This is a genomic window from Streptomyces sp. NPDC053474 (assembly GCF_044544845.1).
Taxonomy (GTDB): domain Bacteria; phylum Actinomycetota; class Actinomycetes; order Streptomycetales; family Streptomycetaceae; genus Streptomyces.
The window spans coordinates 1-26,884 of the sequence record NZ_JBITXV010000030.1; the positions used below are offsets into that span (position 1 = coordinate 1).

A 26,884-nucleotide genomic window follows, 5' to 3' on the forward strand; every position below is an offset into this window, starting at 1 on the left:
CCTGCGCATCCCGATCGCCGAGCGCGCCAAGCCCCGCAAGATCTCCATCGGCGTCGGCTCCGCCCACAAGGAAATCTCCGGCTGACACCAGCCCGCACCCGGTACGGAGGGCGGACACCCGACCTCCCCCTCACCCCGCCCTCCGCACCCTCTGGGCAGTCCGAAGAAGGGGCGGCAGCCGAGATGACCCTGCGACGCGAAGCGTTCCTCAGCCATGTGAAGGAACGCGGCGAGTACAGCACTGTGGAAGAAGCCGAGCGCGCGGCCCGCGTGGTGCTCGCCCTCCTCGGCGCGCACCTGGTCGGCGACGTCCGCGCCCAGCTGGCGGCACGCCTGCCCGAAGCGTTCGCCCTGATCCTGCTCAACCCGCTGCAGAGCGCCGAACCGCTGTCTCCGGAGCGGTTCGTCCGCGCGACCGCCGCGTGGATCGAAGGCGCCACCGAGCAGACCGCCACCTGGGACGTCAGCGCCGTGCTGTCCACCGTCGCCGACACCGCCGACGAGGATCTGCTGGGCCAGATCCTGCTCCAGCTCCCCCTCGGCTACGACCTGCTCTTCGGCCGCCCCCAGCCCAGCTGACCAACCCGCACGCCGGTGCCCGCACACCGGCCGGCCCCAGAAAGGCAACTACCCCCGTGATCTCCGACGTGCGCGTACCGCTTGAGCACCAGCAGCCGTACTCGACGGCGTACGAGCAGATGCTGGAGAAGGTCCGCTACGAGGGCGCCTACCCCACCCGTGAGCGGGCCGACGACGCCGTCCGCCTGGTCCTCGCCGGGCTGGGACGCCAGCTGACCGGCGACGAACGCGTCGATCTGGCCGCCTGCCTGCCCCTGGAGGCCGCACGTGTGCTGACCGCGCAGATCCCCGACACCCAGCCACTGACCGGCTGGGCCTTCGTCAAAGACCTCGCCGCCCGCACCGGCGCCTCCCCGGCCACCACCCGCTGGGACACCGGCTCCGTCTTCGCCGCCGTCACCGCCCACGCCGGACCCGACCTGATCACCCGCATCCTCCACCAACTCCCCAACGGCTACGCCCTGCTGTTCGGCCAAGCCGAACTCACCCAGGCCGCGTAGACGGCGAGGCGCGGGAGGTCGCCTGAGAGCCCAGCCACAGGACCGGGGAAAGCCCGCTGTCGATGTCGCCCTCGCGTCCGCGCCGCGCCTCGTCGAGGGCGGAGACCTGGGCCAGCACCTCCTGGGACGCCGCGTGCTGCGCCACCGTGGCGTCGCCGGGGAGCCGGTTGGCGTTGCGCACCCCGTCCAGGAGCCGCCACCCCCGCTGCCCGAGCGGCTCTCGCCGCGCCATCGTGGGCCACTCCGTGGTCACCACGTGGTGGACGTACGACCGCATCCCCGAGCGCACCCCGTCAGCCTGCGGCTCAGGGAGGCTCCACGAGGCCGTCCCGGGCGGGGCGGCTGTGCCCACACGCGAAGCAGGTGAGGAACGGGTGACCCACGTGCCCCTCAAACCGCGGCGGGCGGTGGATCGACGGGGCACGACCGGGCGCCACCGTGGCGCTCAGCCGGGTGCCGTGTGTGACCGTGGACCGTCGCGGGCCGGGGGTGAAGGTCAGCGGCTCGTCCAGCGGGGTGGGCTCGGTCAGGGTGACGGTGACGGTGGCGCCCTGGTGCGGGGCCGCGAGGGCGGCGAAGCGCGCCAGGGTCGAGGGCGGAAGAGCGCTCGGCGGCCGCGGCGGCGGCCCCCGCGTACCCCCAGGGCCACGCTGGTACCGCCGATCAGCAGCTCACCGGCGGTACCGGCCGGGACCGGGGCACCGGACTCGTCGGCGACCACGGCGTGCACCCCGTCGAGGGGGCGGCCGATGGGCATGGTGTCCCCCGTCCATGGCCAGCAGGCCGTCCAGGCGCAGCGCGTCGGGGAAGAGCTCCGCCCCGTCGGCGTCGGCGAGGACGGCGGCGGGCGCGAGCCGCGTCACGTTCTCGCGTACGGCCGTGGCGGCATGACGCACGTCGAAGGGCGCCGCGGCGGCTCCGGAGGCGAGGGTGCCGACCAGAGCGAGGACCTGCTCCGTGGACCGCACGAAGCACAGGGCCACGGTGTCTCCCGGCCCGATCCCCTTGCCGCGCAGGACGTGCGCGACCCGGGCAGCGATCGCCACCAATTCCGCATAGGTGAAATGGCGCATTCCGTCGGTGAGGGCCACCGCGTCGGGACAGCGCGAACGCTGCACAGTCACCATGAACCCTCGTTTCGGGAACCGTGGCGGAAAGGAGAAGAAGGGGTGGGTCAGTTCGCCGGTACGTGAGACGTACTGGACTCGGCAGATTCCGCGGAGTTCTCCGCGGCGCTCTCGTTCTGATCCGCATTCGGCGCGCGCAGATTGCGTACGGCCGGCAGCATGAGCACCACGGAATTAGCAAGGACCTGCCAGCCGACGCCGATGGCCAGGATCAGGCCGCTGCTGGTCTGTTCCGCCAGCGGACCGGCGAGGGCGAGCCCGACCGGCCCGACCGAATAGGCTCCGAAGGCCACGTACGACATCACCCGGGACAGGCTGTCCGCGGGCACGTGCTGCTGGATCGTCGTCATCCAGAGGCTGTTGAACACCGCGCTCGACACGCCCGCCGCGAGGGCCGCGGCGCACACCGTCCACAGCGGGGCGCGGACGGCGAGGGCCGCTGAGGGAGCCGCCCACAGGAACGTGATCAGTGTGGTCACGACCAGCGGGCGCGAGGGTCGTCGGCCGAGCAGCAGCAGACCGCCGAGCAGCGAGCCGCCGCCGAAGGTGCCGACGATCAGCCCCCAGGCCTCGGCCCCGCCGTAGCTGCGGGCCGCCGAGACGGGGCCGAGGACCAAGTAGGGCGCCCACACCAGCAGGTTGAACAGAGTGAACTGGAGGGTGACGGTCCACAACCACGTGTGGGCCGAGAAGGCCCGCCATCCGGCCCGCAGTTCGGCCACCATGGAGCTGCCGCCGGAGTCGGGCGCCTGGTTGCCAACCCGCAGCATGAGCAGGGCGCCGACGCTCACCACATAGCTCAGCGCGTCCACCAGCAGAACCGTGGCCGCCGAGGTGACCGCGACCAGGACGCCCGCGAGCGCCGGGCCGCCCACGCTCGCGGCCGACTGGGCCATCCCGAGCAGGGAGTTGGCCTCCGGCAGCCGGTCCTTCGGGGCGAGTTGCGGCACCAGACCGTCGAACGAGGGACGGAACAGGGCCTCGCCGACCCCACCGCAGGCGGCGAGGGTGAGCACTACCCACAGGGGCACCGGTCCGATCAGCAACAGCACGGCCAGGGCACCCTGGCTGAGGGCGCGCACGGAGTCGGCCACCAGCATCACCAGGCGCCGCGGCAGCCGGTCGCCGAGCACCCCGCCGCCGAGGAGCAACAGCACCATCGGCACGATGCGCGCGGCGAGGACCAGACTCAGGTCGGTGGGTGATCCGTCGTTGTGCAGGACCGCGAACGCCAGCGCCACGGATGCCATCGACGTACCGAGGTTGGACGTGACGTAGCCGACGAAGAAGACGGTGAAATCACGGTCCCGAAATACCGCGAACCGTTCTCGAGACCCCATCAATGGCCGGTCCCGGCCGATATGGGAAAGGAACCCTGTGGGGTGACTGCTCGCACTGACACGAAAGCCTTTCGTGTGGCGGACAACTTGTGGCCCGAACGGCCGTGTGGCGGATACCTTTTGGCTTGAACGACCGGAGCCTACGTATCGTCGACGACCGACGTCAACCAAATGCATACCTGTTCGTGGCAGCAGGCTGAGCGCCGATGACGTCGCCGACAGCGCGAGTCGGGCGGTGGCCAAACCGGCGGGCGTCAACGGCGACTTGATCAAGCTGTTGCCCACCCTCCGAGCACACAGGTCGTGTTCCACGCACGCGGACGCGGCCGCCTGCTAGGGGCACCACTGTGGACTGACACCGTGCCCAGCCGAGTGCAGGCCTACGGGGAGGCGGGTTGTCGGCATTTCCTGGCGTGACAGTTGAGGTGTGCCGGATTCCCGCTGCTCGGCGGACCGCCGTTCATCCTCGGCTGGGACATCAGCGGTGGGGTCGCACAGGCGACGCGGACCTGGCGGTTCAGGCCAGGCGACGAGGTGTTCGGGATGCCGCGGTTCCCGCAGGCGGCGAGCGCGGGCGGCGAGCACGTACGCCGAGGTCGTGCCGATGCCCGCGTTGCACCTGGCACACAAGCCCGCGTCGCTCTCGCACATCGAGGCGGCGGCGCTGCCGATCGTCGGGCTGACAGCGTGGCAGGGCCTCGTCGACCTCGGCGGCGTGAGTGAGGGCGACCTCGTCCTGATCCACGGCGGGATGGAGGGGTCGGCCACGCCGCGATCCACATCGCGAATGCACTCGGGGCGCACGCGATCGCGACGGCGAGCGGAAGCAAGCGGGAGTTCGCCGAGGGGTTCGGCGCCGACGAGGTGATCGACTACACGGCGGTCGACTTCACCGAGGCGGTCCGCAGCGTCGAGGTTGCCGACCTGGTTCCGGAACAGTCGTCCGCGTGGTGCCACGCCGAACCGATCGATGTGCGCGAGAAGCATGCGACGAACTGCGGCGGGATGGGTCTGGCCGGGTCGCGGTATCCGCGCGGCGCTTGAGCGAGTGCACCCAGCCAGGGGCACGAGCACGTGCTCGCCGCATGCCCTGCCCCTGACCGGAAGGAAGAGGCAGGGCCTGAGCCCAACGCCCGTCGCCACCACCCGCAGTCGCAGTCGCTCGCCCGTCCCGACGATCACACGGCCGTGAAGGTCCACAGCAGGTTGGTGCTACTGCCATACGTCCACTGCTTGGCGACGGAGCCCGAGTCGACCTTGCCGCCGCCGTCCAGGACCAGACCGGTGGTGCGGTTGGCGATCGAGTAGCTGTCACCGCCCCGATGGGTGACCGTCCACTGCTGGTTGGTGCCACCGTTCCACTGGGCCTGTCGGGCTGCGGAGCCGTCGGTGGTGGCGCCCCAGCCGTCGGCGACCATGCCGTTCGCGCGGTTCACCAGCCTGTAGTAGCCGCCTCCGACGGGCTCCGCGTGCCACTGCAGGTGAGAGCTGCCGTCCCAGGTCCACTGCTTGAGGTGGGAACCAGAGGCCACGTTGCCGCCGCTGTCCAGGGCGAGTCCGCCTGCGACGTTGGTGATCCGGAAGTACGTCGCCGGGTTGAACTGGACTCTCAGCGAGGTGATCTGGTCGTTGTTGCCCGTGACCCTGAGGTCGGGGTTGTCGGCCGTGAAAGTCCAGGAGGTGCCGGTGAAGTTGTCTCCGGAGTAGCCGATCGCCCGGTGGCCGGGGGCCGGACGGAGGGAGGAGAGGGTGGCCGCGCCCAGTCCGGCCGTGGTCAGGGCGGCTGCGGTGTGGTCGCCGACGGGGAGCACGGCGTAGTCGCCGGTGTAGTTGACGTCCCTGAAGCCGATGACGCCGGAGAGCGGCCGCAGGCCCGGGATCGTGCCGGAGAAGGTGAGCTTCAGGACGTAGGCGTTCGCACTGTACGGCGCGGATGAGGGCAGGGTGACCGTGAGGCCGGAGGCGTTCTGTGCCGGTGTGGGCAGGTCGATGTAGGTGCCGGCGGTGGTGCCGAGGAGCTTCACCGAGGTCAGCGAGGAGAGGTTGATCCGGTCCGCGCCGAGGGTCTTGATGGTCAGTGAGCTGCCAGGCCAGCCCAGGACGGTGGCGTACAGCACATGGTTGGCCTTGTTCCGGGTGAAGCGGATGTCCTGCGGGGTGCCGGCATGCGGAGTGGTGAACGAGCCGCCGCCCATCTTCGTCGGGCCCTCGCCGTACGCCATCCAGGCGCGGGTCGCGTACATCGACTCACCGAAGCGCTTCAGGTGGTCCCCGATGCCCAGCAGGATGTCCTTCTGCGCCTGCGGAATGGCGCCGTCGGCCATCGGCGCGATGTTCAGCAGCATGTTGCCGTTCTTGCTGACCCGGTCGATGAACGCGTGCAGCATCTGCTGGATGGTGTAGTAGCCGATGCCCTGGGTGTAGCACCAGCTGCTGCTGGAGATGCTGTCGTCGGTCAGCCAGTAGGGCGCGGTGAGGTCGGCCGGGCCGCCACGCTCGTAGTCGAAGACCTCGCCCTTGCCGTGCATGCCGTCCTTGTACGTGGTGACGACCTCACGGCCCCAGCTGATGGCCTGGTTGTAGTAGTACGCCAGGAAGTTCAGACGCTGCTTCTCGTCGACCTCGTCCAGATTGAAGTCCTGCCACAGGATGTCGGGCCGGGCGCGGTCGATGACCTCCTTGAGCTTGTCGAACCAGAGCTGGTTCTCCGCGGCCGAGCCCAGCTGCCCGTAGAGCTTCTTGAGGCTCGGGTCCGCCTGGGCGGGGACGGCATCGTAGAAGCCGGTGAAGTTGTACGCGTGATGCATGGCCACAAGGAGTTTGAGGCCCTTGGCGCGGATCGCCGTGGAGAAGACCTTCAGCAGGTCAAGGCCCGGGCCCTTCTTCACCGAGTTCCACTCGTTGGCCTGGCTGTCCCACATGGAGAAGCCGTCATGGTGCTCGGCGACCGGGCCGGCGAACCTGGCGCCCGCGTCAACGAACAGCTGCGCCCACTCGTCCGGGTCGAACTTCCCGCCGGTCGACTTCAGTTTCGGGGCGAACTGGACGAACTTGCCCGCCAGGTCCTGAGCCCCGTTGATGAAGTTGTGGTACGGCCACGCCGATGGCTGGCCGTAGGTCGCGATGTGGTGCTGATGGGCGGTGTCTCCGGCCCGGTACATGTTGCGCGGGTACCACTCGTTGCCGAAGGCCGGGACGCTGAAGACGCCCCAGTGGAAGTAGATCCCGAACTTCGCGTCCTGGAACCACTCCGGGGCCGGCGGGTGCTGGTCGACCGAGTTCCAGTCGGGTGTGTACCTGCTGGGTGCCGCGTGGGCCACACCGGCGCCGGACAAGCCGCCGGTCACGGCCGCCGCGGCCACGCAGGTGGCACCGGCGAGGAAATGGCGTCTGTTGATCGAACTCGACATGAGCACATCCCTGGTGCAGAGGGGGCAGGGGACACAAGTCGGCGTGGCGCAGCGCACAGGGCACCGCGTGTTACGCATGAAGGTCGGTCAGGTCTCCCTGGGTGTCAACCAGCGTGCAGGGATGAAAGCGCTGAAGAGTCAGGCAATTCACCCCGGCTAAGCCTAGTTTGAGGGAATTGCGTTCCGTCAAACATCGCATGTCTGCCCATACTGCATGGCCAGTTCGACTCGTCGAGATCGCCCCCGCTGCCGTGATCGCCTTCCCGCACACGCATCCCCGTATCATCAACGGCACCCTCGGCATGCGGACTGCGGAACAGGTCGGACGAAACGTGGAACTTCAGAATCAGCGCGTCCCCCTCGCGGGGCACGGGGGGAGTGATGCGCGGTGTCTCTGACGGACCAGGCCATTGAGCAGATCCGGGAGCTGATCCGGACCGGTGCTCTGCCGCCGGGGGCGAAGCTCCCGCCGGAGCCGGAACTGGCCGCCCAACTGGGGCTGTCCCGCAACCTCGCCCGGGAAGCGGTCAAGGCACTGGCCGTCGCGCGGGTCCTGGAGGTCCGGCGGGGCGACGGCACTTATGTGACCAGCCTGCAGCCGAGCCTGCTCCTGGAAGGGCTCGGCGGTGCGGTGGAACTGCTTCAGGGCGACTCGGTCGCCCTGAAGGACCTCATGGAGGTACGGCGGCTCCTCGAACCGATGGCCACGGCCCTTGCCGCCACCCGGATCTCTGATGAGCAGTTGGCCGAAGTGAAGTCGCACCTGGACGCCATGCGCGACGCCCACGACGACGTGGAGCGGCTCAACGTCCACGATGCCGCCTTCCACCGCGCCGTCGTCTCGGCCACGGGGAACGAGACCCTCCTCACCCTCCTGGAAGGGATCGCCGGTCGCACCCTGCGGGCCCGCATCTGGCGCGGCCTCGTCGACGACAAGGCCGCGGCCCGCACCCTCGCCGAGCACGAGGCGATCTTCAACGCGCTGTCCGCCCGGGATGCCGCCCTCAGCCAGGCCGCCGCACTGCTGCACGTGAGCAACACCGAGCAGTGGCTGAGGGCACACCTGCGCTCGGGCGAACCCCTCCCCTCCGGGACGACAGCGCGGAAGTGACGAGCGAGCGCGGCCAGCCAGCCGTACGACGGTCGGCCGCTCCAGGACGGCGAGCTGCACCCCGAGGGCTGTCAGCTAGCGGGCAGAGTGGTCCACTTCTGGTTGGCGCCGCCGTTGCAGTCCCACAGCTGGAGCTGCGTGCCGTCGGTCGTGGTGGAGCCCGGAACATCGAGGCAGCGGCCGGAGGCAGGATTGCGGTAGCCGCCGTTGTAGGGCTGCCAGACCTGGTTGGCGCCGCCGTGGCAGGCCCAGATCTGCACCTTGGTGCCGTTGGCGGTGCCCCCGCCGGCGACGTCGAGGCACTTGCCCATGGCGCGCAGGGTGCCGTCGGTGAACGCGGACCAGAGCTGGTTGACACTGCCACTGCAGCCCCAGATCTGGACGGCGGTCCCATTGGCGGTGCCGGCGCCGTTGACATCCAGGCACTTGCCGGCGATGCCGGACTGCACGCGCGCCGCGGTGGGGGCGGGGTTCCTCAGCCACCCGGCGCGGTCCGCGGCCTGGATGCCGCGGTGGAAGGCGTCGGCCATCTTCTGGTAGCCCCCGTCGTTGGGGTGCAGGGGGTCGGCCAGGTCGGCCGTGGTCAGGCTGCTCATGTCGACGGATGCGACGTGCTTGCCCGCGGCCTGCGCGGCGCTGACGATGTGGGAGATGGCCTGGTTGTACGCACCCCGGTACCGCTCCTCCGACTCGCTGGTGGACACGACCAGGGAGGCGACGAGGACGGTCGCGTCGGGCACGTCCGCGGTGATCTGGTTGACCAGCGACTTCAGCCGGGCGATGGCGGTGTCGACCTCGGAGGCTCCTTGGAGGTCGTTGGTACCGATGTGCAGCGTCACGACGTTGGGCCGGTAGCGGGTCAGCGGAGCGTCGGCGAGTGCGGCGATCTGGTCGATGCGGTATCCGGAGTGGCCTTCGTTGTCGGGGTCGGACATCGAACCGCCCCGCAACGTGCCCACGAAGTCCAGCGGATGGCCGTCCGCCGCGAGCCTGTCCCACAACGGAGCCCGGTAGCCGTTGCCCGTACTGCTTCCGACACCCCAGGTTATCGAGTCGCCCAACGGCATGACCCGCAAAGGTGTGGTGGACGCCGCGGAGGCGGGGGTCGCATCTGCCACCGTCGCCCCGAGCGCGGCAGCGACAAGCGAGATCAGGGGTAAGATCCAGGATTTCCTCATGCAGCGTCCTGTTCTGCGAGTGGTTGCTGAATCAGCGGGACTGATCGCCACGCACCCGTATAGATACCACGATCCCGGCTGGAACATCCCATGAATCTGCGAGATCGGAGATCGGTGGCAGGGAGCGAATACTGCGCGATTTCGTGCCAAGAGTGCTGCTATAGCGGCCAGTTCGCCGCTCTCCCCTCACTGACATGCCCCGAGAACATCCCATGTCTGGCCGCGTGAGCCAAGGGAAGGCCGCGGCGACCGTGTCGGTGTACGTCTTGAGGTCCCTGTCAAAGGCGCGTCAGCCGTTGGACTCCTTGGTTCCGGTGCTGGGCCACATGGCACGAAGGTGTCACTGGAACTGTGCGAAGAACCTCCAAATCTCTGCCTTGGTCCAGGTGGCGACGCCGCTTTCGTTGGGGGAGCCGTCGACCGGACCGGGTATGTGGCCGCCGTCGAACGCGGCCCATTGGACGGGGTACCCGGCACGGCAGCCCGAGTAGGTGGTGGTGATGTGTGTGCGGCTGCCCGGCGCGGGCTCGCGTGGGCTCTGGGGAGCGCAGCCGTTGTTGCTGACGAATTTGTCGCGCAGGGAGCGTCCTTGCGAGATGTTGAGGACGGAGTCACCGATGCCGTGGATTCCGAAGTAGGCGATGGGCTGGGTGCCGCCGCCGCACCCGCTGATCTGGGCACCGGAGATGACCGCGACGGCCCTGAAGACATTCGCCCGGCTGCAGGCGAGCGCATAGCTCATGCCGCCGCCCCAGCTGAAGCCCGTGGCGAAGCGCTGTGCCGGGTTGACGCAGAGGCCGCCCTCGATGCGACGGATCATGTCGTCGACGAAGGTGATGTCCTCACCGCCGGTATTGGCCCAGCCGTTCCCGAGACCCTGGGGGGCGACGAGGATCGCGGTGTTGTTCGACTGTTCCTGCTGGCCGTAGTAGGACCAGGCGGCCCCGCTCGTTCCGCCCGAGGCAACGTCGCCGGCGGTTCCGCCCCGCCAGTGGAACGCGAAGATCAGCCGGTAGCGGTGGCTGTTGTCGTAGTTGGCGGGAACTCTGAGGACGAAGCTGCGGCTCTTGCCGCCGCTCTGAATCGTGTGCGTACCACTCGTCAGAGTCGGGGCGTTGCCGCATGCGCCGCCTCCGGACGACAGCTTGACCAGCTGCCATTGCTGGTTGGCGCCGCCCCGGTCGGTGTACTGGACGACGTTGCCGCCGTCGGCGGTGCTGGCACCCTGCACCTCCACCGCCTTGCCGCTGTTGCGGTTGATCAGCCGGACGTGGCCCGCGTCGGAGTCGGCCAGGCGGAACTGCTGGTTGGCCCCGTTGGCATCGGCCCACTGCTGGATCGCTCCGCCGTCGGCGGTCGAGGCGCCTGCCACGTCGAGGACCTTGCCCGAGTGCCGGGCCTTGAGCCGGTAGAAGCCGCCGCCGGAGTCCACGAACTGCCATTGCTGGTTGGTTCCGTCGTGACGCGTCCACTGGCTGACCCGCGCGCCGTCGGCGGTGGAGTTGCCGGAGACGTCCAGGGCCTTGCCGCTGTTGCGATTGACCAGGACGTACCAGGCGTTGGTGTCCACCTCTGCCACCTGAGCGGCACGGGTGCCCGCGGTCGCAGCCTCGGCAGGTGCCGTCATCACCGCGACGAGCATCGCGGTCGCGAGGCCCGCCGCCACGGCGGTGCACCGGGACCACCAGCGATGTCTTGGTGGAGGGGCGGGGGAAGCCGCACTGTGGGTCTTCATCGCATCACTCCTTCGTCTAGGGCAGGTCCCATCAGGTGCGGGTCCAGCGTTGGTTGCTGCCGCCCGAGCAGGAGTAGAGCTGGATCAGGGTTCCGTTGGCGGTGCCCGCCGCGGCGGCGTCGAGGCAGAGGCCGGACTGGACGCCGACGATGGATCCGTCGGATCCCAGGCGCCATTTCTGGTTGTCGCCGCCCCAGCAGCTGTAGATCTGGACTTTGGTGCCGTTGGCGGTGCCTGCGGCGTCCAGGCACTTGTTCCCGTAGACCCTGAGCTCGCCCGCGGCGGTGGAGGCCCACTGCTGGTTGGTGCCGCTGCGGCAGTCCCACAGCTGCACCTGGGTGCCGTCGGTGGTACCGGCGCCGGGCACGTCCAGGCAGCGGCCTGACGCAACGCCCTTGATCTGTCCGGAATCCCCCGGAGGCGTAGAGCCACCGTTGAGTGCGTCGAGGACCGCGGTGTAGGCGGGCTTCTTGGTGCCGTTGCTGTTGAACAGGAGCGGCGAGTGCTCCGGTCGCCATGAGTCGCTGTCGCGCACGCCCCAGACGGTGATGCCGAGGCAGCGCGAGACCGCCAGGCAGTCCTTGGTCACGTTGGCGTAGGTCGTGGCCGACGCACGCTGGATGTCGAGTTCGGTGACAGCCACGTCGACGCCGAGAGCGGCGAAGCTCTGCAGAGTGGTGCGGAAGTTGCTGTGGTAGGGGCTGCCGTCGTTGAAGTGCGACTGGAAGCCGACGCAGTCGATCGGCACGCCGCGCTGCTTGAAGTCCTTGACCATGGCGTACATGGCCTGGGTCTTGGCCGCGGTCCAGTTCTCCACGTTGTAGTCGTTGTAGCAGAGCTTGGCGGCCGGGTCGGCGGCGCGCGCGGTGCGGAAGGCGACCTCGATCCAGTCGTTGCCGGTGCGCTGCAGGTTGGAGTCGCGCCGGGCGCCGGAACTGCCGTCAGCAAAGGCCTCGTTCACGACGTCCCACTGGGCGATCTTGCCCTTGTAGTGGGCCATCACGCCGTTGATGTGGCCGATCATCGCCCGACGCAGGTCACTGCCGCTGAGGCTCTGCATCCAGCCCGGCTGCTGGGAGTGCCAGGCCAGGGTGTGGCCGCGCACCTGCTTGCCGTTCTGTACCGCCCAGTTGTAGACGCGGTCACCTGCGGTGAAGTTGAACTGGCCGCGCTGGGGTTCGGTGGCGTCGATCTTCATCTCGTTCTCGGCCGTCACCGAGTTGAACTCGCGGCTCGCGATCGACGTGTACGCCGAGTCGCCCAGCCTGCCCGAGGCGATGGCGGTGCCGAAGTAGCGACCGCTCTGCGCCGCCGCCGCGCCGAGTGTGCTCTCGGCGGCGTGCGCTGTCGGCGGCGCGGCCAGTGCACCGACGAGAGCGAGCACGCCGACGGCCAGCGCTGTCAGCAGACCGCGGAGCTTGTGGCGGACTGCGGGTGGGGGAATGGCGTACGAGCCCATGTCTGTGCCTCCAAGGTAGACATCACGGAAGGACTGAAGTGCGGCGGAACGCGTCGTCCGCTCCCACTCGGCGAGGCGGACGAGGAGGACCGGAATCCAGATGGGCGGCGATGTTCCGACAGAGGCATGCAGCGTGCGGCCAGACCACTGTCGTCCGAGATTTCGAACTATGACCGGTTCCTCAGGCAAGGATGATTGAAGGGTTGACGGTGGATCGTCAACGGTTCGCGCAGAAGAAGTTTCCGTTCCACACCCGAAAGTTTCCGGACCTCGCGGCCCCTCCCCGAGATGGCTGGGGGCATGTTCCAGCCATGCGCAAGGCCCGCCGTCGGCGTGGAGTGGACGCCGCCTACTCACCTTCCGCTCTGTGCGTGCACCGTGGACTGCAGGCTGTACCGCAAGAATCCGGATGGTTTCGGGTCGCTCTGACAGCCCGTCAAGTCTGAAGGCCAGGCTCTGTTTGTGGACAGATCGGCTTCTGCCCTTGACCGGAAGGCCCCGCATTCCTAGCTTGTGGCGTCAATGAGTCCGGAAGGTTTCCGGAAGGTTTTCGAGGTTGGACTGACCTTCCCCACCCCGGATCCCCTCCCGGAGGGCTTCTCGGCCACGGCGAAGTCCTTCGGCTCAAGTGCCCAGAGCGCCAACCCCTCGACATGTACGGCTGCCTTCGCATCCCTCCGGTCCGTCCCTGCCCCCTCCCCCAGCGCCGCCGCTCCGCGTTCGTCGGGGCCACCTCGCCCCTGCCCCCAGAAAGGGAGGCCCTCTGATGTGGTTTCGCCATCCGTCCCCGTTCCGCCTGAGACGCCTGCTCGCCGCCCTTGCGACCTTCCTGCTCATGGCTACCTTCCTCGGTGCCCAGCCCGCCGCCAGTGCCCAGTCCGCCGCGGCGGCCGTCGACCCCAACGCCTCGTACGTGCTGGTCAACCGCAACAGCGGCAAGGCCCTTGACGTCTACAACCTGGCGACCAACGACGGTGCCCGCATCACCCAGTGGACCAGGAACGATCAGAACCAGCAGCAGTGGCAGTTCGTCGACTCCGGAGGCGGCTACTACCGCATCAAGTCCCGCCACTCCGGCAAGGTCCTGGACGTCCAGAACCGGTCCACCACGAACGGCGGCGCGATCGTCCAGTGGACCGACCAGAACGCCACCAACCAGCAATGGAAGCTGGCCGACAGCTCCGACGGCTATGTGCGGCTCATCTCGCGCCACAGCGGCAAGGCCCTTGAGGTGCAAGGAGGTTCCACTTCCGACGGCGCGAACATCGTCCAGTACGACGACTGGGGCGGCGCCAACCAGCAGTGGCAGTTCGTCAAGGTCGGCGGCAGCACCCCCGGCCCGTGCGATCTCCCCTCGACGTACCGCTGGACATCGACGGGCGCGCTGGCCCAGCCCAAGCCGGGATGGGTCTCGCTCAAGGACTTCACCGTCGTCCCCTACAACGGCAAGCAGCTCGTCTACGCGACGACGCACGACACGGGGACGAGCTGGGGTTCGATGAACTTCAGCCCGTTCACCAACTGGTCGGAGATGGGCTCGGCCAGTCAGAACGCGATGTCGTCCGGTACCGTCGCACCCACGCTCTTCTACTTCGCGCCGAAGAACATCTGGGTGCTCACCTATCAGTGGGGCGCGACCGCCTTCTCCTACCGGACGTCAAGCGACCCGACCAATCCGAACGGCTGGTCAGCTCCGCACGAGCTCTTCTCCGGCAGAATCGACGGCTCCGGAACCGGCCCCATCGACCAGACGCTCATCGCCGACGGGTCGAACATGTACCTGTTCTTCGCCGGTGACAACGGCAAGATCTACCGGGCCAGCATGCCGATCGGCAACTTCCCGGCCAGCTTCGGTTCGTCGTACACGACGATCATGAGCGACACGGAGAAGAACCTCTTCGAGGCCCCGCAGGTCTACAAGCTCCAGGGCCAGAACAAGTACCTCATGATCGTCGAGGCGCGGGGGGCGAACGAGCACCGCTATTTCCGCTCGTTCACGGCCTCCAGCCTGAACGGATCGTGGACCCCGCAGGCCGCCACCGAGTCCAACCCCTTCGCGGGCAAGGCCAACAGCGGTGCCACCTGGACCAACGACATCAGCCACGGCGAACTGCTCCGCACCAGCCCCGATCAGACCATGACCGTCGACCCCTGCAATCTGCAGTTGCTGTACCAGGGGCGCAGCCCCAACTCCGACGGCGTCGACTACGGCCTTCTCCCGTACCGTCCAGGCCTGCTGACACTGCGGCGCTGACGACGTGACCACGTCCGGCTCCAGTACGGAGCCGGTGGGGCGGGCCCGGTGGAAAGCCGAGCCCGCCCGGTCACGTCCTCGACAACTCCCCTATGCATACGCACCTGTTGACGACGGCCGTGTGCGTCATTAGTGTCCGCCTCGAATTTCCAAAAGATCGACCGGTGTTCGACATTTCGATCAATGGGAGCGCTCCCACCTCCGATGGCCAGACCACCTCATCCTGCCGCCCCCCTCCCCCGGAGCCGCTCATGCCCCCCGCCCCTTCGTCACGCCACCCCAGACGACTCGCCGCCGCCCTGGTGACGGGTTCCCTCCTCGTCGGCGGCCTCCTGGCCGCGCCCACCGCGGCAGCCGCCCCCTCGGCGGCGACCACTGCCGTACGCGTCAACCAGGTCGGCTACCTGCCGGACGGCCCCAAGCGCGCCACCGTGGTCACCACGGAGACGCGGTCGCTCACCTGGCAGTTGCGCGACGCGTCCGGGACGGTGGTCGCCTCCGGTGCGACCGTGCCGCGCGGCGCGGACGCCCCCTCCGGGCAGTCCGTCCAGGTGGCCGACTTCTCCTCGTACCGAGGATCCGGCTCGGGATACGTCCTGTCGGTGGACGGCCAGGGCAGTACGCCCTTCGACATCCGCGCGAACCTGTACGACGCCCTCCGCTCCGACTCGATGGCGTTCTTCTACCACCAGCGCAGCGGCATCCCCATCAACGCCTCCCTGGTGGGCTCCGCCTACGCGCGCCCGGCCGGACACCTCGGCGTCGCACCCAACCAGGGAGACACCTCCGTCCCGTGCCAGGCCGCCGTGTGCGACTACACCCGAGACGTCAGGGGCGGCTGGTACGACGCGGGCGACCACGGCAAGTACGTGGTCAACGGCGGCATCTCCACGTGGCTGATGGTCAACTCCTTCGAGCGGGCCAAGCGCGCGGGCAAGGACGCGGCCCTTGGCGACTCGACCCTGCACATCCCCGAGCGCGGCAACGGCATACCTGACGTCCTCGACGAGACACGCTGGGAGCTCGACTTCCTGATGCGCATGCAGGTGCCCAAGGGCAGACCGTACGCGGGCATGGCGTTCCACAAGATCCATGACGCGGCCTGGACCGGCCTGCCGCTCCGCCCCGACCAGGACACCCAGCCCCGCGAGCTGCACCGGCCGTCCACGGCGGCGACCCTCAACCTCGCGGCGGCCGCCGCGCAGTGCGCCCGGGTCTACCGGCCCTACGACGCCGCGTTGGCCCACCGCTGTCTGTCGGCCGCCCGCCGGGCCTGGACGGCTGCCCGGGCCAACCCGGCGCTGTACGCGCCGGATTCGGACAGCACGGGCGGCGGCGCCTACGGAGACACCCAAGTCAGCGACGAGTTCTACTGGGCGGGCGCCGAGCTGTACGCCACGACCGGTAAGCGCGGCTACCGGGACGCGGTCACCTCCTCCACCTGGCACACCTCCGCGACCGCCTTCTCCGCCTACGGTTTCGGCTGGGCCGATACGGCCGCGCTCGGCCGGCTCACCCTGGCCACCGTCCCCAACGGGCTGCCCACAGCCGACCGGGACCGGGTCCGAGCCTCGGTGACCTCGGCCGCCGACGGCTACCTGTCCCGAATGGCCGCCCAGGGCTACGCGGTGCCCGTTCCGGCGGACGGCTACTTCTGGGGCTCCAACGGCGAAGTGGCCAACGACGCGATCGTCCTGGCCGTCGCCGGGGAACTGACCGGGGAGGCCCGCTACCGCACCGGCGCGTTGGAGACGATGGACTACCTGCTCGGCCGCAACGCCCTCGGCCAGTCCTACATATCCGGCTACGGCAGGGCGTCCTCGCAGAACCAGCACCACCGCTTCTGGGCCCACCAGCTGGACGCCTCGCTGCCCCACCCTCCGGCGGGATCCCTCGCGGGCGGTCCCAACAGCGGACTCCAGGACCCAGTGGCGGAAGAGAAGCTGCGCGGCTGCGCGCCCGCCGCCTGCTACATCGACGACATCGGCTCATACTCCACCAACGAGGTGGCGATCAACTGGAATGCCCCGCTGGCCTGGCTCGCCGCCTACGCCGCCGAACGGCCCCGTCGGCCTGCGCAGTGACGTACAAGACCGACAACGTCTGGAACACCGGCCTCACCGCGACGGTCACCGCCAAGAACACGGGCCCGACCGCTACCGTCGCACCGCCGTACGCGCCGAAGTCTCTTCGCGGGGTGGCGCCGTTGAGGCGCGTACCACGAGTTCGGTGGCGAGTTCGATGTGGTGGGACTCGACCTTTTCACCGTTGGCCAGTCGAAGGGCGGTGCGCAGGGCGGCACCGCCCATCTCCCGTAGTGGCTGGCGCACGGTGGTCAGTGGCGGTGAGGCCATCTGGGCGAGGCTTGTGTCGTCGAAGCCGACCACGCTCAGGTCCTCGGGGACGCGCAGGCCGCGGGTGCGGGCGGCCTCGATGACACCGAGGGCGGTCTCGTCGTTGCCTGCGAAGATCGCCGTCGGTGGCTCTTGCAGGTCCAGGAGCGCCGTGGCGCCGAGCAACCCGGTCTCGTAGGTGAATTCTCCGGGCCGGACGTAGGCGTCGGGCACCCGCGCTCCTTCCGCCTCCATGGCGGCGCGGTAGCCGTGCATACGTGCCTGGTTGCATACGGCCATGGCCGGTCCGCCGATATAGGCGACGCGGCGGTGCCCCAGGGAGAGCAGGTGCCGGGTCGCGGCCAGGCCGCCGCCGAAGTTGGTCGACCCGACGCTGTGGACGCGGCTGTCCGGCAGGTGCAGTGGGTCCAGCAGGACCAACGGCAGCCCGGACCGGGCCAGTTCGTTCAGGTGCGCTGTGGTGTACCCGCTAGTGACCGCGATGACGGCGCGGCGCCCGGCTGAGACCAGGTCCCGGGCCCAGTGCGGGGCGTGGGACGCCTTGCTGATCACCACCGAGACCCCCGATTCGGCGGCGGAGTCGATGATGCCTTCCAGGGTCTCGGCCACGTACGACTTGAGGCCACCCTTGAACTGCACCTCGATGGTCGGGCTTTCGACAACCTCGGTGTGGCGGAACACGGGCGCGAGGTAGTCGTGCTGATGCAGCAGTTCCTGCACCCGGCTGCGGGTGTGCGGCGCCACGTCACCACGGCCGTTGACCACTTTGGACACGGTCGCGACGGAGACTCCCGCCTCTTGGGCGATGTCGGCCAAGGTGGTGCGCCTGGCGTTCGGACGCATCGGTTCCTCCCAGGTGTACGTCCACCGGCGTGGTGAGCTGCCGGTCGGCCCGGCCATGCGGGTGGAACCGGTCAACCGTACGGCAACCCGGCACCGACCTCGTCCGGAGAGGTGCCGACGAGCCCCACAACCTCGACACGTCCGACGTCGCCGCCTTCGGCCACACCGACAGTGCATCAGCCGCAGCCATCGCGTCGCCTCTCCGCCCCCAACCAGTCGATTTCGAAATAGTTTCGATCCCTGCCAAGGCTTCTCGAGGGTCGTTCTTGCCCGAGATTACGGAGGTATCTGCACCATGACAACGCGCCTGCACACACCTTGACACGGCGTCAGCCCGAAATCTAATTTGCACGAACAGAGCTCGGAGAAGGCTGTTTCGAAACCCTTTCACCATGACTCACGAGTAGCCGATGGCTCTCGAGTGCGGAGAAGAACATGGCGCTCTCCCGACGTACCTTCCTCGGCCTGGCCGCCGGCGTGCCGGCCTCCGCGACCCTCGCGGCCTGCGGCTCGTCCGGCCCCAGCAAGGGCGGCGGCGGAACGGCCACGTACTGGCACCTGAGCGGCCAGCCTCAGGAAGGCGTCAGGACCCGTGCGGTGGAGCGGTTCAACGAGGCCAACCCCAAGGGCCAGATCGAGGTCACCACCTTCGAGAACGACGCCTACAAGACGAAGATCAAGACCGCTATCGGCGCCGGGAGAGCGCCCACCGTCATCTGGGGGTGGGGCGGCGGCACGCTGCGCACCTACGTGGAGGCCGACAAGGTCGACGACCTCACCCCGTGGTTCGACGAGAACCCCGACATCAAGAACCGGCTCTTCCCGTCCTCGTTCGGCCCGGCGACCGTCGACGGCAGGATCTACGCGATGCCGTTCGAGAGCGTGGAGCCGATCGTCCTGTTCTACAACAAGAGGGTCTTCGACGACGTCGGCGTGGAGCCGCCCCAGTCCTGGGACGACATCATGGCCCTGGTGCCCAAGTTCAACGCGAAGGGCATAGCGCCGTTCTCCCTCGGCGGCCAGTCCCGGTGGACGAACATGATGTGGCTGGAGTTCCTGTTCGACCGCATCGGCGGCCCCGAGGTGTTCCAGGCCGTCTTCGACGGCGAGAAGGACGCCTGGTCCCACCCGGCCGCCATCGAGGCGCTGACCAAGGTGCAGGACCTGGTCAAGGCGGACGGATTCATCAAGGGCTTCTCCTCGACCACTGCGGACTCCAACGCCGACCAGGCGCTGCTGTACACCGACAAGGCCGCGATGATGCTGCACGGCTCCTGGTCGTACGGCATCCAGCAGACCGAGGGCGGCGACTTCGTCTCCAGCGGCGGCCTCGGCTTCATGAACTTCCCACCCGTCGAAGGCGGCAAGGGCGATCCGGGCAACTCCGTCGGCAACCCCGCCCAGTACCTGTCCATCTCCTCGAAGGCCAGCGCCGAGCAGAAGAAGATCGCGAAGGACTTCTTCGCCACCGGCGTCCTCACCGACGACGAGATGAAGGAGTGGATCGACACCGGGGCGGTGCCGATTCGGAAGGGCTCGGAAAAACTCCTTGCCGCATCTGAGAGCGCCGAGTTCCTGCAGTTCGTCTACGGCATCGCCAGCAAGGCGAAGGCGTTCGGCCAATCCTGGGACCAGGCGCTCAGCCCGACGGCCGCCGAGACGCTCCTTGACAACATCACCAAGCTGTTCCAGCTGTCCATATCGCCGCAGCAGTTCACCGGCAATCTCAACAAGGTCATCGGCAAGTGAGCGCACTCACGGGCTCTACGGGGCGCGAGGGCCGGCGCAGCATCCTGCCCTGGCTTGCCGTGCCGGCGCTGCTGTTCTTCGTCGGCTTCGCCGTGGTCCCACTCGTCGGCGTCTTCGTGCTGAGCTTCACGACGTGGGACGGGATCGGCACCATCCACCCGTCCGGGCTGACCAGCTGGCGTGCGGTGCTCACCAACCCCGGGCTGCCGCACGCCCTCTGGGTGACGTTCCTGGTGATGGCCGTGTCCTGGGCGGTTCAGACACCGGCGAGCATTCTGCTCGGCACGTTCCTCGCTGGCCGCCAGCGCTACCGTGCGGTGCTGAGCCTGATCTACTTCGTCCCGCTCCTGCTCAGCTCCGCGGCGATCGCGGTCGCGTACAGGGCGCTCCTTGACCCCAACTTCGGGCTGGGCGCCGGGCTGGGGTTCGAGTGGCTCAGCAAGGACTGGCTGGGGCGCCCCTGGCTCGCCTTCGGCGTCGTCGTCTTCGTCGTCTCCTGGCAGTTCGTCCCGTTCCACTCGCTGATCTACCAGGGGGGCGTCCAGCAGATCCCTCAGTCCCTGTACGAGGCCGCACAGCTGGACGGCGCCGGGCAGATCCGTCAGTTCTTCAGCATCACGCTGCCCCAGCTCAAGTACACCATCATCACCTCGTCGACGCTGATGGTGATCGGCTCGCTCACCTTCTTCGACCTCATCTTCGTCCTGACCGAGGGCGGCCCAGGAGACGCCACCCGAGTCCTCGCCCTTGACATGTACAAACGGGGCTTCCAGGCCAACCTGATGGGGCCCGCCAGCGCCATCGCGGTCATCCTCGTCCTGATGGGCCTCGCCATCGCCCTGCTGCTGCGCCGGCTCGGAGGCCGGGACGCCGGTGAGAGCCAGCTTGAGGGAGTCTGACATGACCACCACGCTGACCAAGCCGCAACCGCAGACGACCACCCCGCGTGGGCAGGGGCGCCGTCCCGGCGCGACCGCCCGCCGACGCAACTGGCTCGGCGGTCTGGCCGGATGGCTCTGGCTCGCCGTGGTCGTCGTACCCCTCTATTGGATTCTCATCACCAGCCTCAAGGCCCGGAGCACCTACTACGCGAGCAACCCGCTGGCTCCGCCGACCGACCCCACGCTGGACAACTACGAGCTGGTCCTCGAGTCCGACTTCGTCAGCTACTTCTGGAACAGCGTCGTGGTCACCGCCGGTGCGGTGGTGCCGGCGGTCGCCGTCTCCTTCATGGCCGCCTACGCCATCGTGCGCGGCTGGCGCATACGGTTCCTGCGCGTGGTGAACGGCATGTTCCTCGTGGGCCTCGCCATCCCGCTGCAGGCGACGGCCATCCCGGTCTATCTGATCATCATCAAGCTGCGGCTGTACGACAGCCTGCTGGCGCTGATCCTGCCGTCGATCGCCTTCGCCATCCCGCTGTCCGTGCTGATACTCGCCAACTTCATCCGCGACGTGCCCAAAGAGCTGTTCGACTCGATGCGGGTGGACGGAGCCACCGAGTGGGGGACGCTGTGGCGCCTGGCGGCGCCGCTCACCCGCCCGGCCATCCTCACCGTGACCATCTTCAACGCGCTGACCATCTGGAACGGATTCCTGCTGCCGCTGATCCTCACCCAGAGCCCTTCCCAGCGGACTCTGCCGCTCGCCCTGTGGACCTTCCAGGGCGAGTACGGAGTCAACGTCCCCGCCCTCCTGGCCGCCGTCGTCCTCACCACCCTGCCCCTGATCATCCTGTACGCGTTCGGCCGCCGCCAGCTGCTGAGCGGTCTGACCGCCGGATTCAGCCGTTGACCGACGAAAGTGAACGCCGACGTGGCTGCAGAGACCACCACCGGAGTCTCCCCCTGGAACGACCCCACTCTTTCCGTCACCGCGAGAGTCGACGCCCTGATCCACGCGATGCCCCTTCAGGAGAAGATCGCCCAGCTGTACGGAGTGTGGGTGGGCGCCTCTGATCAGGGCGGTGAAGCGGCCCCCCCCCCCACCAGCACGACGTGGAGGAGGCCGTCGACGCGCTCCTGCCCAACGGCCTTGGCCGCTCTCGCGCATGACGAGTGCCTGGCCGACTTCGCCGCCTGGGGGCGACGGCCTACCCCGTTCCGCTGTCCCGGGGCGCCACCTTCCATCCGGACACGGTGCGGCGCATGGCCGCCGCCATCGCGTGCCGTCGGCGTCCACCAGGGACTCGCGCCCGTCCTGGATGGGGTGCGCGACGCCCGCTGGGGCCGGGTCGAGGAGACCATTGGTGAGGACCCGCACCTCGTCGGCACCATCGGGACGGCATACGGGCAGGGCCTTGAGTCCGCCGGGATCGTCGCCACCCTCATCGTCGCCGACTACTTCGCCATCGCCTTCCTGAAGACGCTGCACGGCATCGCAACATACGGCGCACCCTTGGCCAGGGCCGTCGCCGACGGCCGCATACCAGAGGCATCGGTCGATCGCGCCCTGCGCCGGACACTCACCCAGAAGGCGACGCTCGGCCTGCTCGACCTGGAGACACTCGTGGTCACCGTCCTGCTCGCGGGACGACCGCACGCCCTCGGCCGCGTCAGCGAGGCATCCACCATCGACCCGACCCCCGCGTTCGCCTTCGGTCACGGTCCGTCCTGCACGCGGTTCGACTGGACAGACCTGACCGTGGACGTCCAGGAGGCCCCGACGGACGGCGAGTTCACCTACAGGCTCGTCGTCTCACAGCACGCCGCGCCGGGCGAGGTTGCGCATCAGCGCTCGTGCACCGAACGTCCACGGCGCGGCCTGCTCGCTGGGGACGACGGTGTTGACCAGAGTGCCGAGTCGCGGGCTGGAGATCCGCACCATGTCGCCGTACTCGTGGGTGAAGCCCGCGCCGGGTGCCTGTCTGTCCTCGGTGGGGGCGAACAGCGTTCCGGTGAACAACACGAAGCCGTCCGGGTATTGATGGTGCGGACCGTGCGTGGCGGCCACCAGGTCCAGTACGTCGCGGCTGATCTCGCACAGGGAACTGCTGCCACGCAGTACGTAGCCGCCCGTGCCGTCGATCCGGAGGTCGATGTCGATCCCGCGTACGGTGTCGAGGTCGAAGTCCTCGTCGAACAGGCGGACGAACGGGCCGATCGCGCATGAGGCGTTGTTGTCCTTCGCACGGGACAGCAGCAGGGCGCTGCGCCCCTCGATGTCGCGGAGGTTGACGTCGTTACCGAGCGTCGCGCCGCGTACTCGACCGCGCGAGTCCACGACGAGGACGGCCTCAGGCTCGGGGTTGTTCCACACCGAGGCGCCGAGCACGCCGATGTCGACGCCGGTGCCGACCGCGGACAGTACCGGGGCCTTGGTGAACACTTCCGGGTCCGGCCCGATCCCGACCTCCAGGTACTGCGACCACAGTCCTTCGGAGACGAGCAGTTCCTTGGCCTTGTCCGCTTCCGGCGATCCGGGACGGATGCCGTCGAGCGTGCCACCCACCACCTGCCCGACGCGGGCCCGTATCCGCGCGGCCTGCGCCGGATCGCCACCCGTGCGCTCTTCGATGACACGTTCCAGCAGACTCCGCGCGAAGGTGACGCCCGCGGCCTTGATCACTTGCAGGTCGATGGGGGCGAGCAGACGCGGAACGTCACGGCGGCCGGTCGGTGCGCCAAGCAGTTCGTCCAGGTGCCAGACATGTCCGCCGTCGGCCTCGCGGACGACTGCCGCCGCGTCATCGCGTTCCACGAGGTCGGAGACGGTGGGTGCGATGGCGGTCAGGTCGACGACCTGTTCGCCGCGGACCGCGGCCACACACGGTCCGTCCCATTCCGGGTCGTGGACGCGCGCGACGAGGGCGGCTCGGTCGGCGTCCGTCGGCAGGACGGAGCCAGCCGTGAGGACCGGACGAGGGCACGCTGCTGCCGATTCCACGATCGATGCTCTCCTGGGTTCGAGGGGGCGCGGTCACCTGGGGCTCAGTGGGAGTCGCGGGGGACCTCGTGTCCACGGCTTCCGCGCAGGAAACCGAAGTCGGCGCCCTGGTCGGCCTGTTCCACGTTCTGGGTGTAAAGCCAGGCGTAGCCGCTGGTGTGCCGCTCAGCGGGTGCCTGCCATGCCTGCCTGCGTCGTGCGAGCTCGGCTTCGTCCACGTCCAGGCGCAGGGAGCGGCCCGGGACGTCGAGGACGACCGGGTCCCCGTCGTGCACCAGGGCGAGAGGTCCGCCGACGGCGGCCTCGGGCGCTACGTGCAGGACCACTGTCCCGTACCCAGTGCCGCTCATCCGGCCGTCGCAGACGCGCACCATGTCCTTGACGCCGGCCTTCAGCAGCTTGGCGGGCAGCGGGACGTTGGAGACCTCGGGCATTCCGGGGTAGCCCTTGGGTCCGGCGTTGCGGATGACGATGACGGTGTTCTCGTCGATGTCGAGTTCCGGGTCGTCGGCCACCTCGTGATACGCCTCGGGGGAGTCGAAGACGCGCGCGGGGCCGCGGTGGGTGAGCAGGTGCGGTGACGCGGCGGACTGCTTGATCACAGCGCCGTCGGGGCACAGGTTGCCGCGGAGGACGGCGAGGCCGGTGCCGGCCGGCTGGAAGGGGACGTCGAGGCCGGTGATGACGTCGGAGTCGACGCGTTCGGCAGTCCCGGTGTTCTCGGCGATGGTGCGTCCGGTGACCGTGATCTGTTCGCCGTGCAGCATCTCGCCGCCGAGCAGCTCGGCCATGACGGCCGGCAGACCGCCCGCGTAGCAGAAGTCCTCCATGAGGTAGGTGCCGCTGGGCATCAGGTTGACCAGGGTCGGCACCGCGCGGACCAGGTCGTCGAAGTCCTGGAGGCTCAGCTCGACGCCGACGCGTCCGGCGATGGCGGTGAGATGGATGACGGCGTTCGTGGAGCCGCCGATGGCCGCGTTGACCCGGATGGCGTTCTCGAACGCCTCCCGGGTCAGGATCTGCGAGGGGCGCAGCTCCTCCTCCACCATGCGTACGATGCGCTGCCCCGCCGCCTGGGCGGTTTCCATCCGCCGGGAGTCGACCGCGGGCCAGGCCGCCGAGCCCGGCAGCTGCATGCCGAGCGCCTCGGCCATGCAGGCCATCGTCGAGGCGGTCCCCATCGTCATGCAGTGCCCGTTGGAACGGGCCATGGATCCCTCCGCGAAGAAGCACTCCTCCTCGGTCATCCGGCCGGTCTTCAGGTCCTCCTCGAACTTCCACACGTGCGTGCCGGATCCCACGTCCTGGCCCCGGTACTTGCCGTTGAGCATCGGCCCACCGGTGACCATGAGGGCGGGCAGGTCGACGCTGGCAGCGCCCATGAGCATGGCGGGGGTCGTCTTGTCGCAGCCGGACAGCAGCACGACACCGTCGAGCGGATTGGCCCGGATCAGCTCCTCGACCTCCATGGCCATGAGGTTGCGGTACAGCATGGCGGTGGGGCGCATCAGGGTCTCGCCGGTGGCCATGGTGGGGAAGTGGAGCGGCAGGCCGCCCGCCTGCCACACGCCGCGCTTGACGGCCTCGGCGACGCGTGTCAAATGGACGTTGCACGGGGCGAGTTCGGAGGCACTGGTCGCGATACCGATGACGGGACGCCCGTCGAACACCTCGTGCCCGAATCCCTGGTTGCGCATCCAAGAGCGGTAGACCATCCCGCTGCGGCCCCGGGCGCCGAACCATGCCTGGCTGCGGCGGCTCGTCTTCTGACTGTCGGTCATGCAGGCACTCCCGTGGCTGGCGTCGTCCGCTTCGCGATGGGGCGTTGTCGGGTGAGGCCCCACAGGCCGTACCCTGTCCTGCAATCATTAAATGATTCGATGAATGACGTCCAGGGGGTGAGCAGAGATCGTGGTGCACTTCCTGACCACGCATCAGCGCGTGGTCGACGGGCTCGGGCGGCGCATCGTGGGTGGCGCGTGGGAGCCGGGGGACCCGTTGCCGGTCGAGGACGCGCTCGCGGCCGAGATCGGCGTCAGCCGTGGGGTGGTGCGGGAAGCGGTCAAGGCACTGGTGGCCAAGGGGATGCTGCACGTACGCCCGCGCACCGGCACGCGCGTGCTGCCCCCGGAGCACTGGAACCACCTGGACCGTGACGTGCTGCGCTGGAAGCAGGCCGGGGACGCCACGGCTCTGCTGCGCGACACGGGTGAACTGCGCCGGATCGTCGAGCCCGAGGCGGCCCGGCTCGCTGCCGACCGGGCCGGGCCCGACGATGTACGCGTCCTGTACGACTCCCTGGCGGCCATGGAGGCCGCGGCCGCGGAACCCGGCCGCGGCGGCTACGTCGAGGCCGACATCGCCTTCCACCGGGCCCTGCTCGACGCCAGCGGCAACCGTCTCCTCGGCTCACTGGGCCGCGCTGTCGACATCGCGCTGGAACACAGCTTCCTCGTCAGCACCCAGACCCCCGGTGCGGTGGAAGCCTCGCTGCCGGGACACCGCGCCGTCGTGCAGGCCGTCGAGGCCCGTGATCCCGCGGCCGCGGCGGCCGCCGTACTGGCCATCATCGAAGCCGCCGAACATGACATCGCCCAGTCACCCGGAATGCCCAGCGATGCCGTATGACCTGTCACGGCTGCGACAAGGCAGTGCCACGGGCAAGGGCACGGAAGCGGTCGACGCCGTCGAGATCTTCGTCCGGCCCACCGGACGACGCCCGTAGACCAGCGACCTGTCCGATGTCCGCTGGAAGGTGACCGGCCCCACGCTCACCGCCCGCGGTAGTCGGTACGACGGCAATGACCTTCGGGGGTGAGACCGCCATCGACGATGTCGCGGGAGGGAGTGGGGGCGGAGATCCGGGAGCAGGTGGATGCCGCCGCTGTCAAGCACGCAGGCGCTCGGCTCGGGATCCCGGCCTTCGGCTTCACGCACGAGGTGCCGCAGCACGCCGTTGAGCGGGTCGAAGATGCCTTCCTTCTGCCGGTCGGTGAAGGAGCCGTACACCGCCCCCGGTGAGGCGCCCCTGAGGCGCCCCGCCCTCAGCCAAGCGTTGTCGAATTCCCGCAACCCGAGAACATCCCGATACAAGCAGTCCCCTACTCCCGCCATCGAGTCAGCATGAGGCGTAGCCCTGACCTCACCCCTGCACGTCCCGCGCAGACCAAACCCGACCGCACCCGCACACAGACGGGAATCACACTCGGCGCCGCCAAGGTCACCAGGGGGGGCCGGAGACCGTCACGCCGCGGGTCCGACAACCGCTTCACCCGTCGCGCTCGCCAGCCACCCCGAGCCGCCGCCCACGCTCATTTCCACACTTCACTGGCGCAGCCGCGCCGTCTATCGGAACACTGA

General features: G+C 68.9%; 19 protein-coding genes and 3 pseudogenes. 12 read left to right on the plus strand and 10 right to left on the minus strand.

The features are described from left to right. From ACIG3E_RS39830 to ACIG3E_RS39840, 3 genes and pseudogenes are all read left to right on the plus strand, one after another. Positions 1-85 (plus strand): annotated as a pseudogene (locus tag ACIG3E_RS39830) (Hsp20/alpha crystallin family protein); the annotation flags it as partial. 98 nt (positions 86-183) lie between these two features. Next, the gene (locus tag ACIG3E_RS39835; protein WP_399625890.1) at positions 184-579 is read left to right on the plus strand and encodes a DUF2267 domain-containing protein; all 396 of its coding nucleotides are present in this window, start codon (positions 184-186) and stop codon (positions 577-579) included. A 56-nt stretch (positions 580-635) separates the two neighbouring features. Then, positions 636-1,079: a DUF2267 domain-containing protein gene (locus ACIG3E_RS39840; protein ID WP_399625892.1), complete on the plus strand. Its 444-nt coding sequence runs from the start codon at positions 636-638 to the stop codon at positions 1,077-1,079. Here the strand turns inward: ACIG3E_RS39840 and ACIG3E_RS39845 are convergent. The 3 genes from ACIG3E_RS39845 to ACIG3E_RS39855 form a co-directional block, all read right to left on the minus strand. Further along, positions 1,063-1,356: a hypothetical protein gene (locus tag ACIG3E_RS39845; RefSeq protein WP_399625894.1), complete on the minus strand. Its 294-nt coding sequence runs from the start codon at positions 1,354-1,356 to the stop codon at positions 1,063-1,065. The two genes, ACIG3E_RS39840 and ACIG3E_RS39845, sit on opposite strands and share 17 nt — an antisense overlap. Positions 1,357-1,750: 394 nt before the next feature. Further along, the gene (locus ACIG3E_RS39850) at positions 1,751-2,206 is read right to left on the minus strand and encodes an AMP-binding protein (protein WP_399625896.1); all 456 of its coding nucleotides are present in this window, start codon (positions 2,204-2,206) and stop codon (positions 1,751-1,753) included. A gap of 47 nt (positions 2,207-2,253) precedes the next feature. Beyond that, on the minus strand, positions 2,254-3,546 hold the full coding sequence (locus ACIG3E_RS39855; protein ID WP_399625899.1) for an MFS transporter: 1,293 nt from the start codon (positions 3,544-3,546) through the stop codon (positions 2,254-2,256). Between the two features lie 417 nt (positions 3,547-3,963). On the opposite strand from ACIG3E_RS39855, the pseudogene ACIG3E_RS39860 reads away from it, so the two are divergent. Next, positions 3,964-4,464 (plus strand): annotated as a pseudogene (locus ACIG3E_RS39860) (zinc-binding dehydrogenase); the annotation flags it as partial. 260 nt (positions 4,465-4,724) lie between these two features. Here the strand turns inward: ACIG3E_RS39860 and ACIG3E_RS39865 are convergent. Then, positions 4,725-6,956 (minus strand): alpha-L-fucosidase, encoded by a 2,232-nt coding sequence (locus ACIG3E_RS39865; RefSeq protein ID WP_399625902.1) that lies wholly within the window; start codon positions 6,954-6,956, stop codon positions 4,725-4,727. A 388-nt stretch (positions 6,957-7,344) separates the two neighbouring features. Between ACIG3E_RS39865 and ACIG3E_RS39870 the strand changes: the two genes are divergently transcribed. Further along, positions 7,345-8,067: a FadR/GntR family transcriptional regulator gene (locus ACIG3E_RS39870; protein ID WP_399625904.1), complete on the plus strand. Its 723-nt coding sequence runs from the start codon at positions 7,345-7,347 to the stop codon at positions 8,065-8,067. A gap of 71 nt (positions 8,068-8,138) precedes the next feature. Here the strand turns inward: ACIG3E_RS39870 and ACIG3E_RS39875 are convergent, their stop codons facing one another. The 3 genes from ACIG3E_RS39875 to ACIG3E_RS39885 form a co-directional block, all read right to left on the minus strand. Continuing rightward, positions 8,139-9,245, minus strand: a complete 1,107-nt coding sequence (locus ACIG3E_RS39875; RefSeq protein ID WP_399625906.1) for a ricin-type beta-trefoil lectin domain protein — start codon at positions 9,243-9,245, stop codon at positions 8,139-8,141. A 340-nt stretch (positions 9,246-9,585) separates the two neighbouring features. Next, positions 9,586-10,980, minus strand: a complete 1,395-nt coding sequence (locus tag ACIG3E_RS39880) for an RICIN domain-containing protein (RefSeq protein WP_399625908.1) — start codon at positions 10,978-10,980, stop codon at positions 9,586-9,588. A 31-nt stretch (positions 10,981-11,011) separates the two neighbouring features. Continuing rightward, entirely contained in the window at positions 11,012-12,439 is a 1,428-nt protein-coding gene (locus ACIG3E_RS39885) for an endo-1,4-beta-xylanase (protein ID WP_399625911.1), read from the minus strand. A gap of 766 nt (positions 12,440-13,205) precedes the next feature. Between ACIG3E_RS39885 and ACIG3E_RS39890 the strand changes: the two genes are divergently transcribed. Both ACIG3E_RS39890 and ACIG3E_RS39895 read left to right on the plus strand, forming a co-directional pair. Beyond that, positions 13,206-14,693, plus strand: a complete 1,488-nt coding sequence (locus ACIG3E_RS39890) for a non-reducing end alpha-L-arabinofuranosidase family hydrolase (protein ID WP_399625914.1) — start codon at positions 13,206-13,208, stop codon at positions 14,691-14,693. 251 nt (positions 14,694-14,944) lie between these two features. Continuing rightward, complete coding sequence (locus ACIG3E_RS39895; RefSeq protein WP_399625916.1) at positions 14,945-16,777, plus strand: glycoside hydrolase family 9 protein; 1,833 nt, start codon at positions 14,945-14,947, stop codon at positions 16,775-16,777. Between the two features lie 72 nt (positions 16,778-16,849). On the opposite strand, the gene ACIG3E_RS39900 is transcribed toward ACIG3E_RS39895, so the two are convergent. Further along, the gene (locus tag ACIG3E_RS39900) at positions 16,850-17,890 is read right to left on the minus strand and encodes a LacI family DNA-binding transcriptional regulator (RefSeq protein WP_399625918.1); all 1,041 of its coding nucleotides are present in this window, start codon (positions 17,888-17,890) and stop codon (positions 16,850-16,852) included. 435 nt (positions 17,891-18,325) lie between these two features. Between ACIG3E_RS39900 and ACIG3E_RS39905 the strand changes: the two genes are divergently transcribed. The 4 genes and pseudogenes from ACIG3E_RS39905 to ACIG3E_RS39920 all read left to right on the plus strand — a co-directional run. Then, a complete protein-coding gene (locus tag ACIG3E_RS39905; RefSeq protein WP_399625920.1) occupies positions 18,326-19,639 on the plus strand; it encodes an extracellular solute-binding protein in 1,314 nt (437 codons plus the stop codon). Beyond that, positions 19,636-20,538 carry a carbohydrate ABC transporter permease gene (locus tag ACIG3E_RS39910; RefSeq protein ID WP_399625922.1) on the plus strand — a complete coding sequence of 301 codons (903 nt, stop codon included), beginning with the start codon at positions 19,636-19,638 and terminating at the stop codon, positions 20,536-20,538. Before ACIG3E_RS39905 ends, ACIG3E_RS39910 begins: the two co-directional genes overlap by 4 nt. Before the next feature lies 1 nt (position 20,539). Next, positions 20,540-21,433 carry a carbohydrate ABC transporter permease gene (locus ACIG3E_RS39915; RefSeq protein ID WP_399625925.1) on the plus strand — a complete coding sequence of 298 codons (894 nt, stop codon included), beginning with the start codon at positions 20,540-20,542 and terminating at the stop codon, positions 21,431-21,433. Between the two features lie 9 nt (positions 21,434-21,442). Then, positions 21,443-22,171 (plus strand): annotated as a pseudogene (locus ACIG3E_RS39920) (glycoside hydrolase family 3 N-terminal domain-containing protein); the annotation flags it as partial. Positions 22,172-22,336: 165 nt separating this feature from the next. On the opposite strand, the gene ACIG3E_RS39925 reads toward ACIG3E_RS39920, so the two are convergent. Beyond that, positions 22,337-23,524, minus strand: coding sequence for a fumarylacetoacetate hydrolase family protein (locus ACIG3E_RS39925; RefSeq protein ID WP_399625928.1), 1,188 nt, complete (start codon positions 23,522-23,524; stop codon positions 22,337-22,339). A 44-nt stretch (positions 23,525-23,568) separates the two neighbouring features. Then, positions 23,569-25,305, minus strand: a complete 1,737-nt coding sequence (locus ACIG3E_RS39930; RefSeq protein ID WP_399625930.1) for an IlvD/Edd family dehydratase — start codon at positions 25,303-25,305, stop codon at positions 23,569-23,571. Positions 25,306-25,432: 127 nt separating this feature from the next. On the opposite strand from ACIG3E_RS39930, the gene ACIG3E_RS39935 reads away from it, so the two are divergent. Beyond that, positions 25,433-26,152 (plus strand): FadR/GntR family transcriptional regulator, encoded by a 720-nt coding sequence (locus ACIG3E_RS39935; RefSeq protein WP_399625962.1) that lies wholly within the window; start codon positions 25,433-25,435, stop codon positions 26,150-26,152. Positions 26,153-26,884: the final 732 nt, after the last annotated feature.

Excerpts from the sequence above, each read along its gene's own strand:
- ACIG3E_RS39845 (WP_399625894.1), bottom strand. The coding sequence starts at position 1,356 with ATGCGGTCGTACGTCCACCACGTGGTGACCACGGAGTGGCCCACGATG.
- ACIG3E_RS39850 (WP_399625896.1), bottom strand. The coding sequence starts at position 2,206 with ATGGTGACTGTGCAGCGTTCGCGCTGTCCCGACGCGGTGGCCCTCACC.
- ACIG3E_RS39835 (WP_399625890.1), top strand. The coding sequence starts at position 184 with ATGACCCTGCGACGCGAAGCGTTCCTCAGCCATGTGAAGGAACGCGGC.
- ACIG3E_RS39915 (WP_399625925.1), top strand. The coding sequence starts at position 20,540 with ATGACCACCACGCTGACCAAGCCGCAACCGCAGACGACCACCCCGCGT.
- ACIG3E_RS39880 (WP_399625908.1), bottom strand. The coding sequence starts at position 10,980 with ATGAAGACCCACAGTGCGGCTTCCCCCGCCCCTCCACCAAGACATCGC.
- ACIG3E_RS39930 (WP_399625930.1), bottom strand. The coding sequence starts at position 25,305 with ATGACCGACAGTCAGAAGACGAGCCGCCGCAGCCAGGCATGGTTCGGC.
- ACIG3E_RS39890 (WP_399625914.1), top strand. The coding sequence starts at position 13,206 with ATGTGGTTTCGCCATCCGTCCCCGTTCCGCCTGAGACGCCTGCTCGCC.
- ACIG3E_RS39895 (WP_399625916.1), top strand. The coding sequence starts at position 14,945 with ATGCCCCCCGCCCCTTCGTCACGCCACCCCAGACGACTCGCCGCCGCC.
- ACIG3E_RS39900 (WP_399625918.1), bottom strand. The coding sequence starts at position 17,890 with ATGCGTCCGAACGCCAGGCGCACCACCTTGGCCGACATCGCCCAAGAG.
- ACIG3E_RS39875 (WP_399625906.1), bottom strand. The coding sequence starts at position 9,245 with ATGAGGAAATCCTGGATCTTACCCCTGATCTCGCTTGTCGCTGCCGCG.
- ACIG3E_RS39885 (WP_399625911.1), bottom strand. The coding sequence starts at position 12,439 with ATGGGCTCGTACGCCATTCCCCCACCCGCAGTCCGCCACAAGCTCCGC.
- ACIG3E_RS39855 (WP_399625899.1), bottom strand. The coding sequence starts at position 3,546 with ATGGGGTCTCGAGAACGGTTCGCGGTATTTCGGGACCGTGATTTCACC.
- ACIG3E_RS39905 (WP_399625920.1), top strand. The coding sequence starts at position 18,326 with ATGGCGCTCTCCCGACGTACCTTCCTCGGCCTGGCCGCCGGCGTGCCG.
- ACIG3E_RS39865 (WP_399625902.1), bottom strand. The coding sequence starts at position 6,956 with ATGTCGAGTTCGATCAACAGACGCCATTTCCTCGCCGGTGCCACCTGC.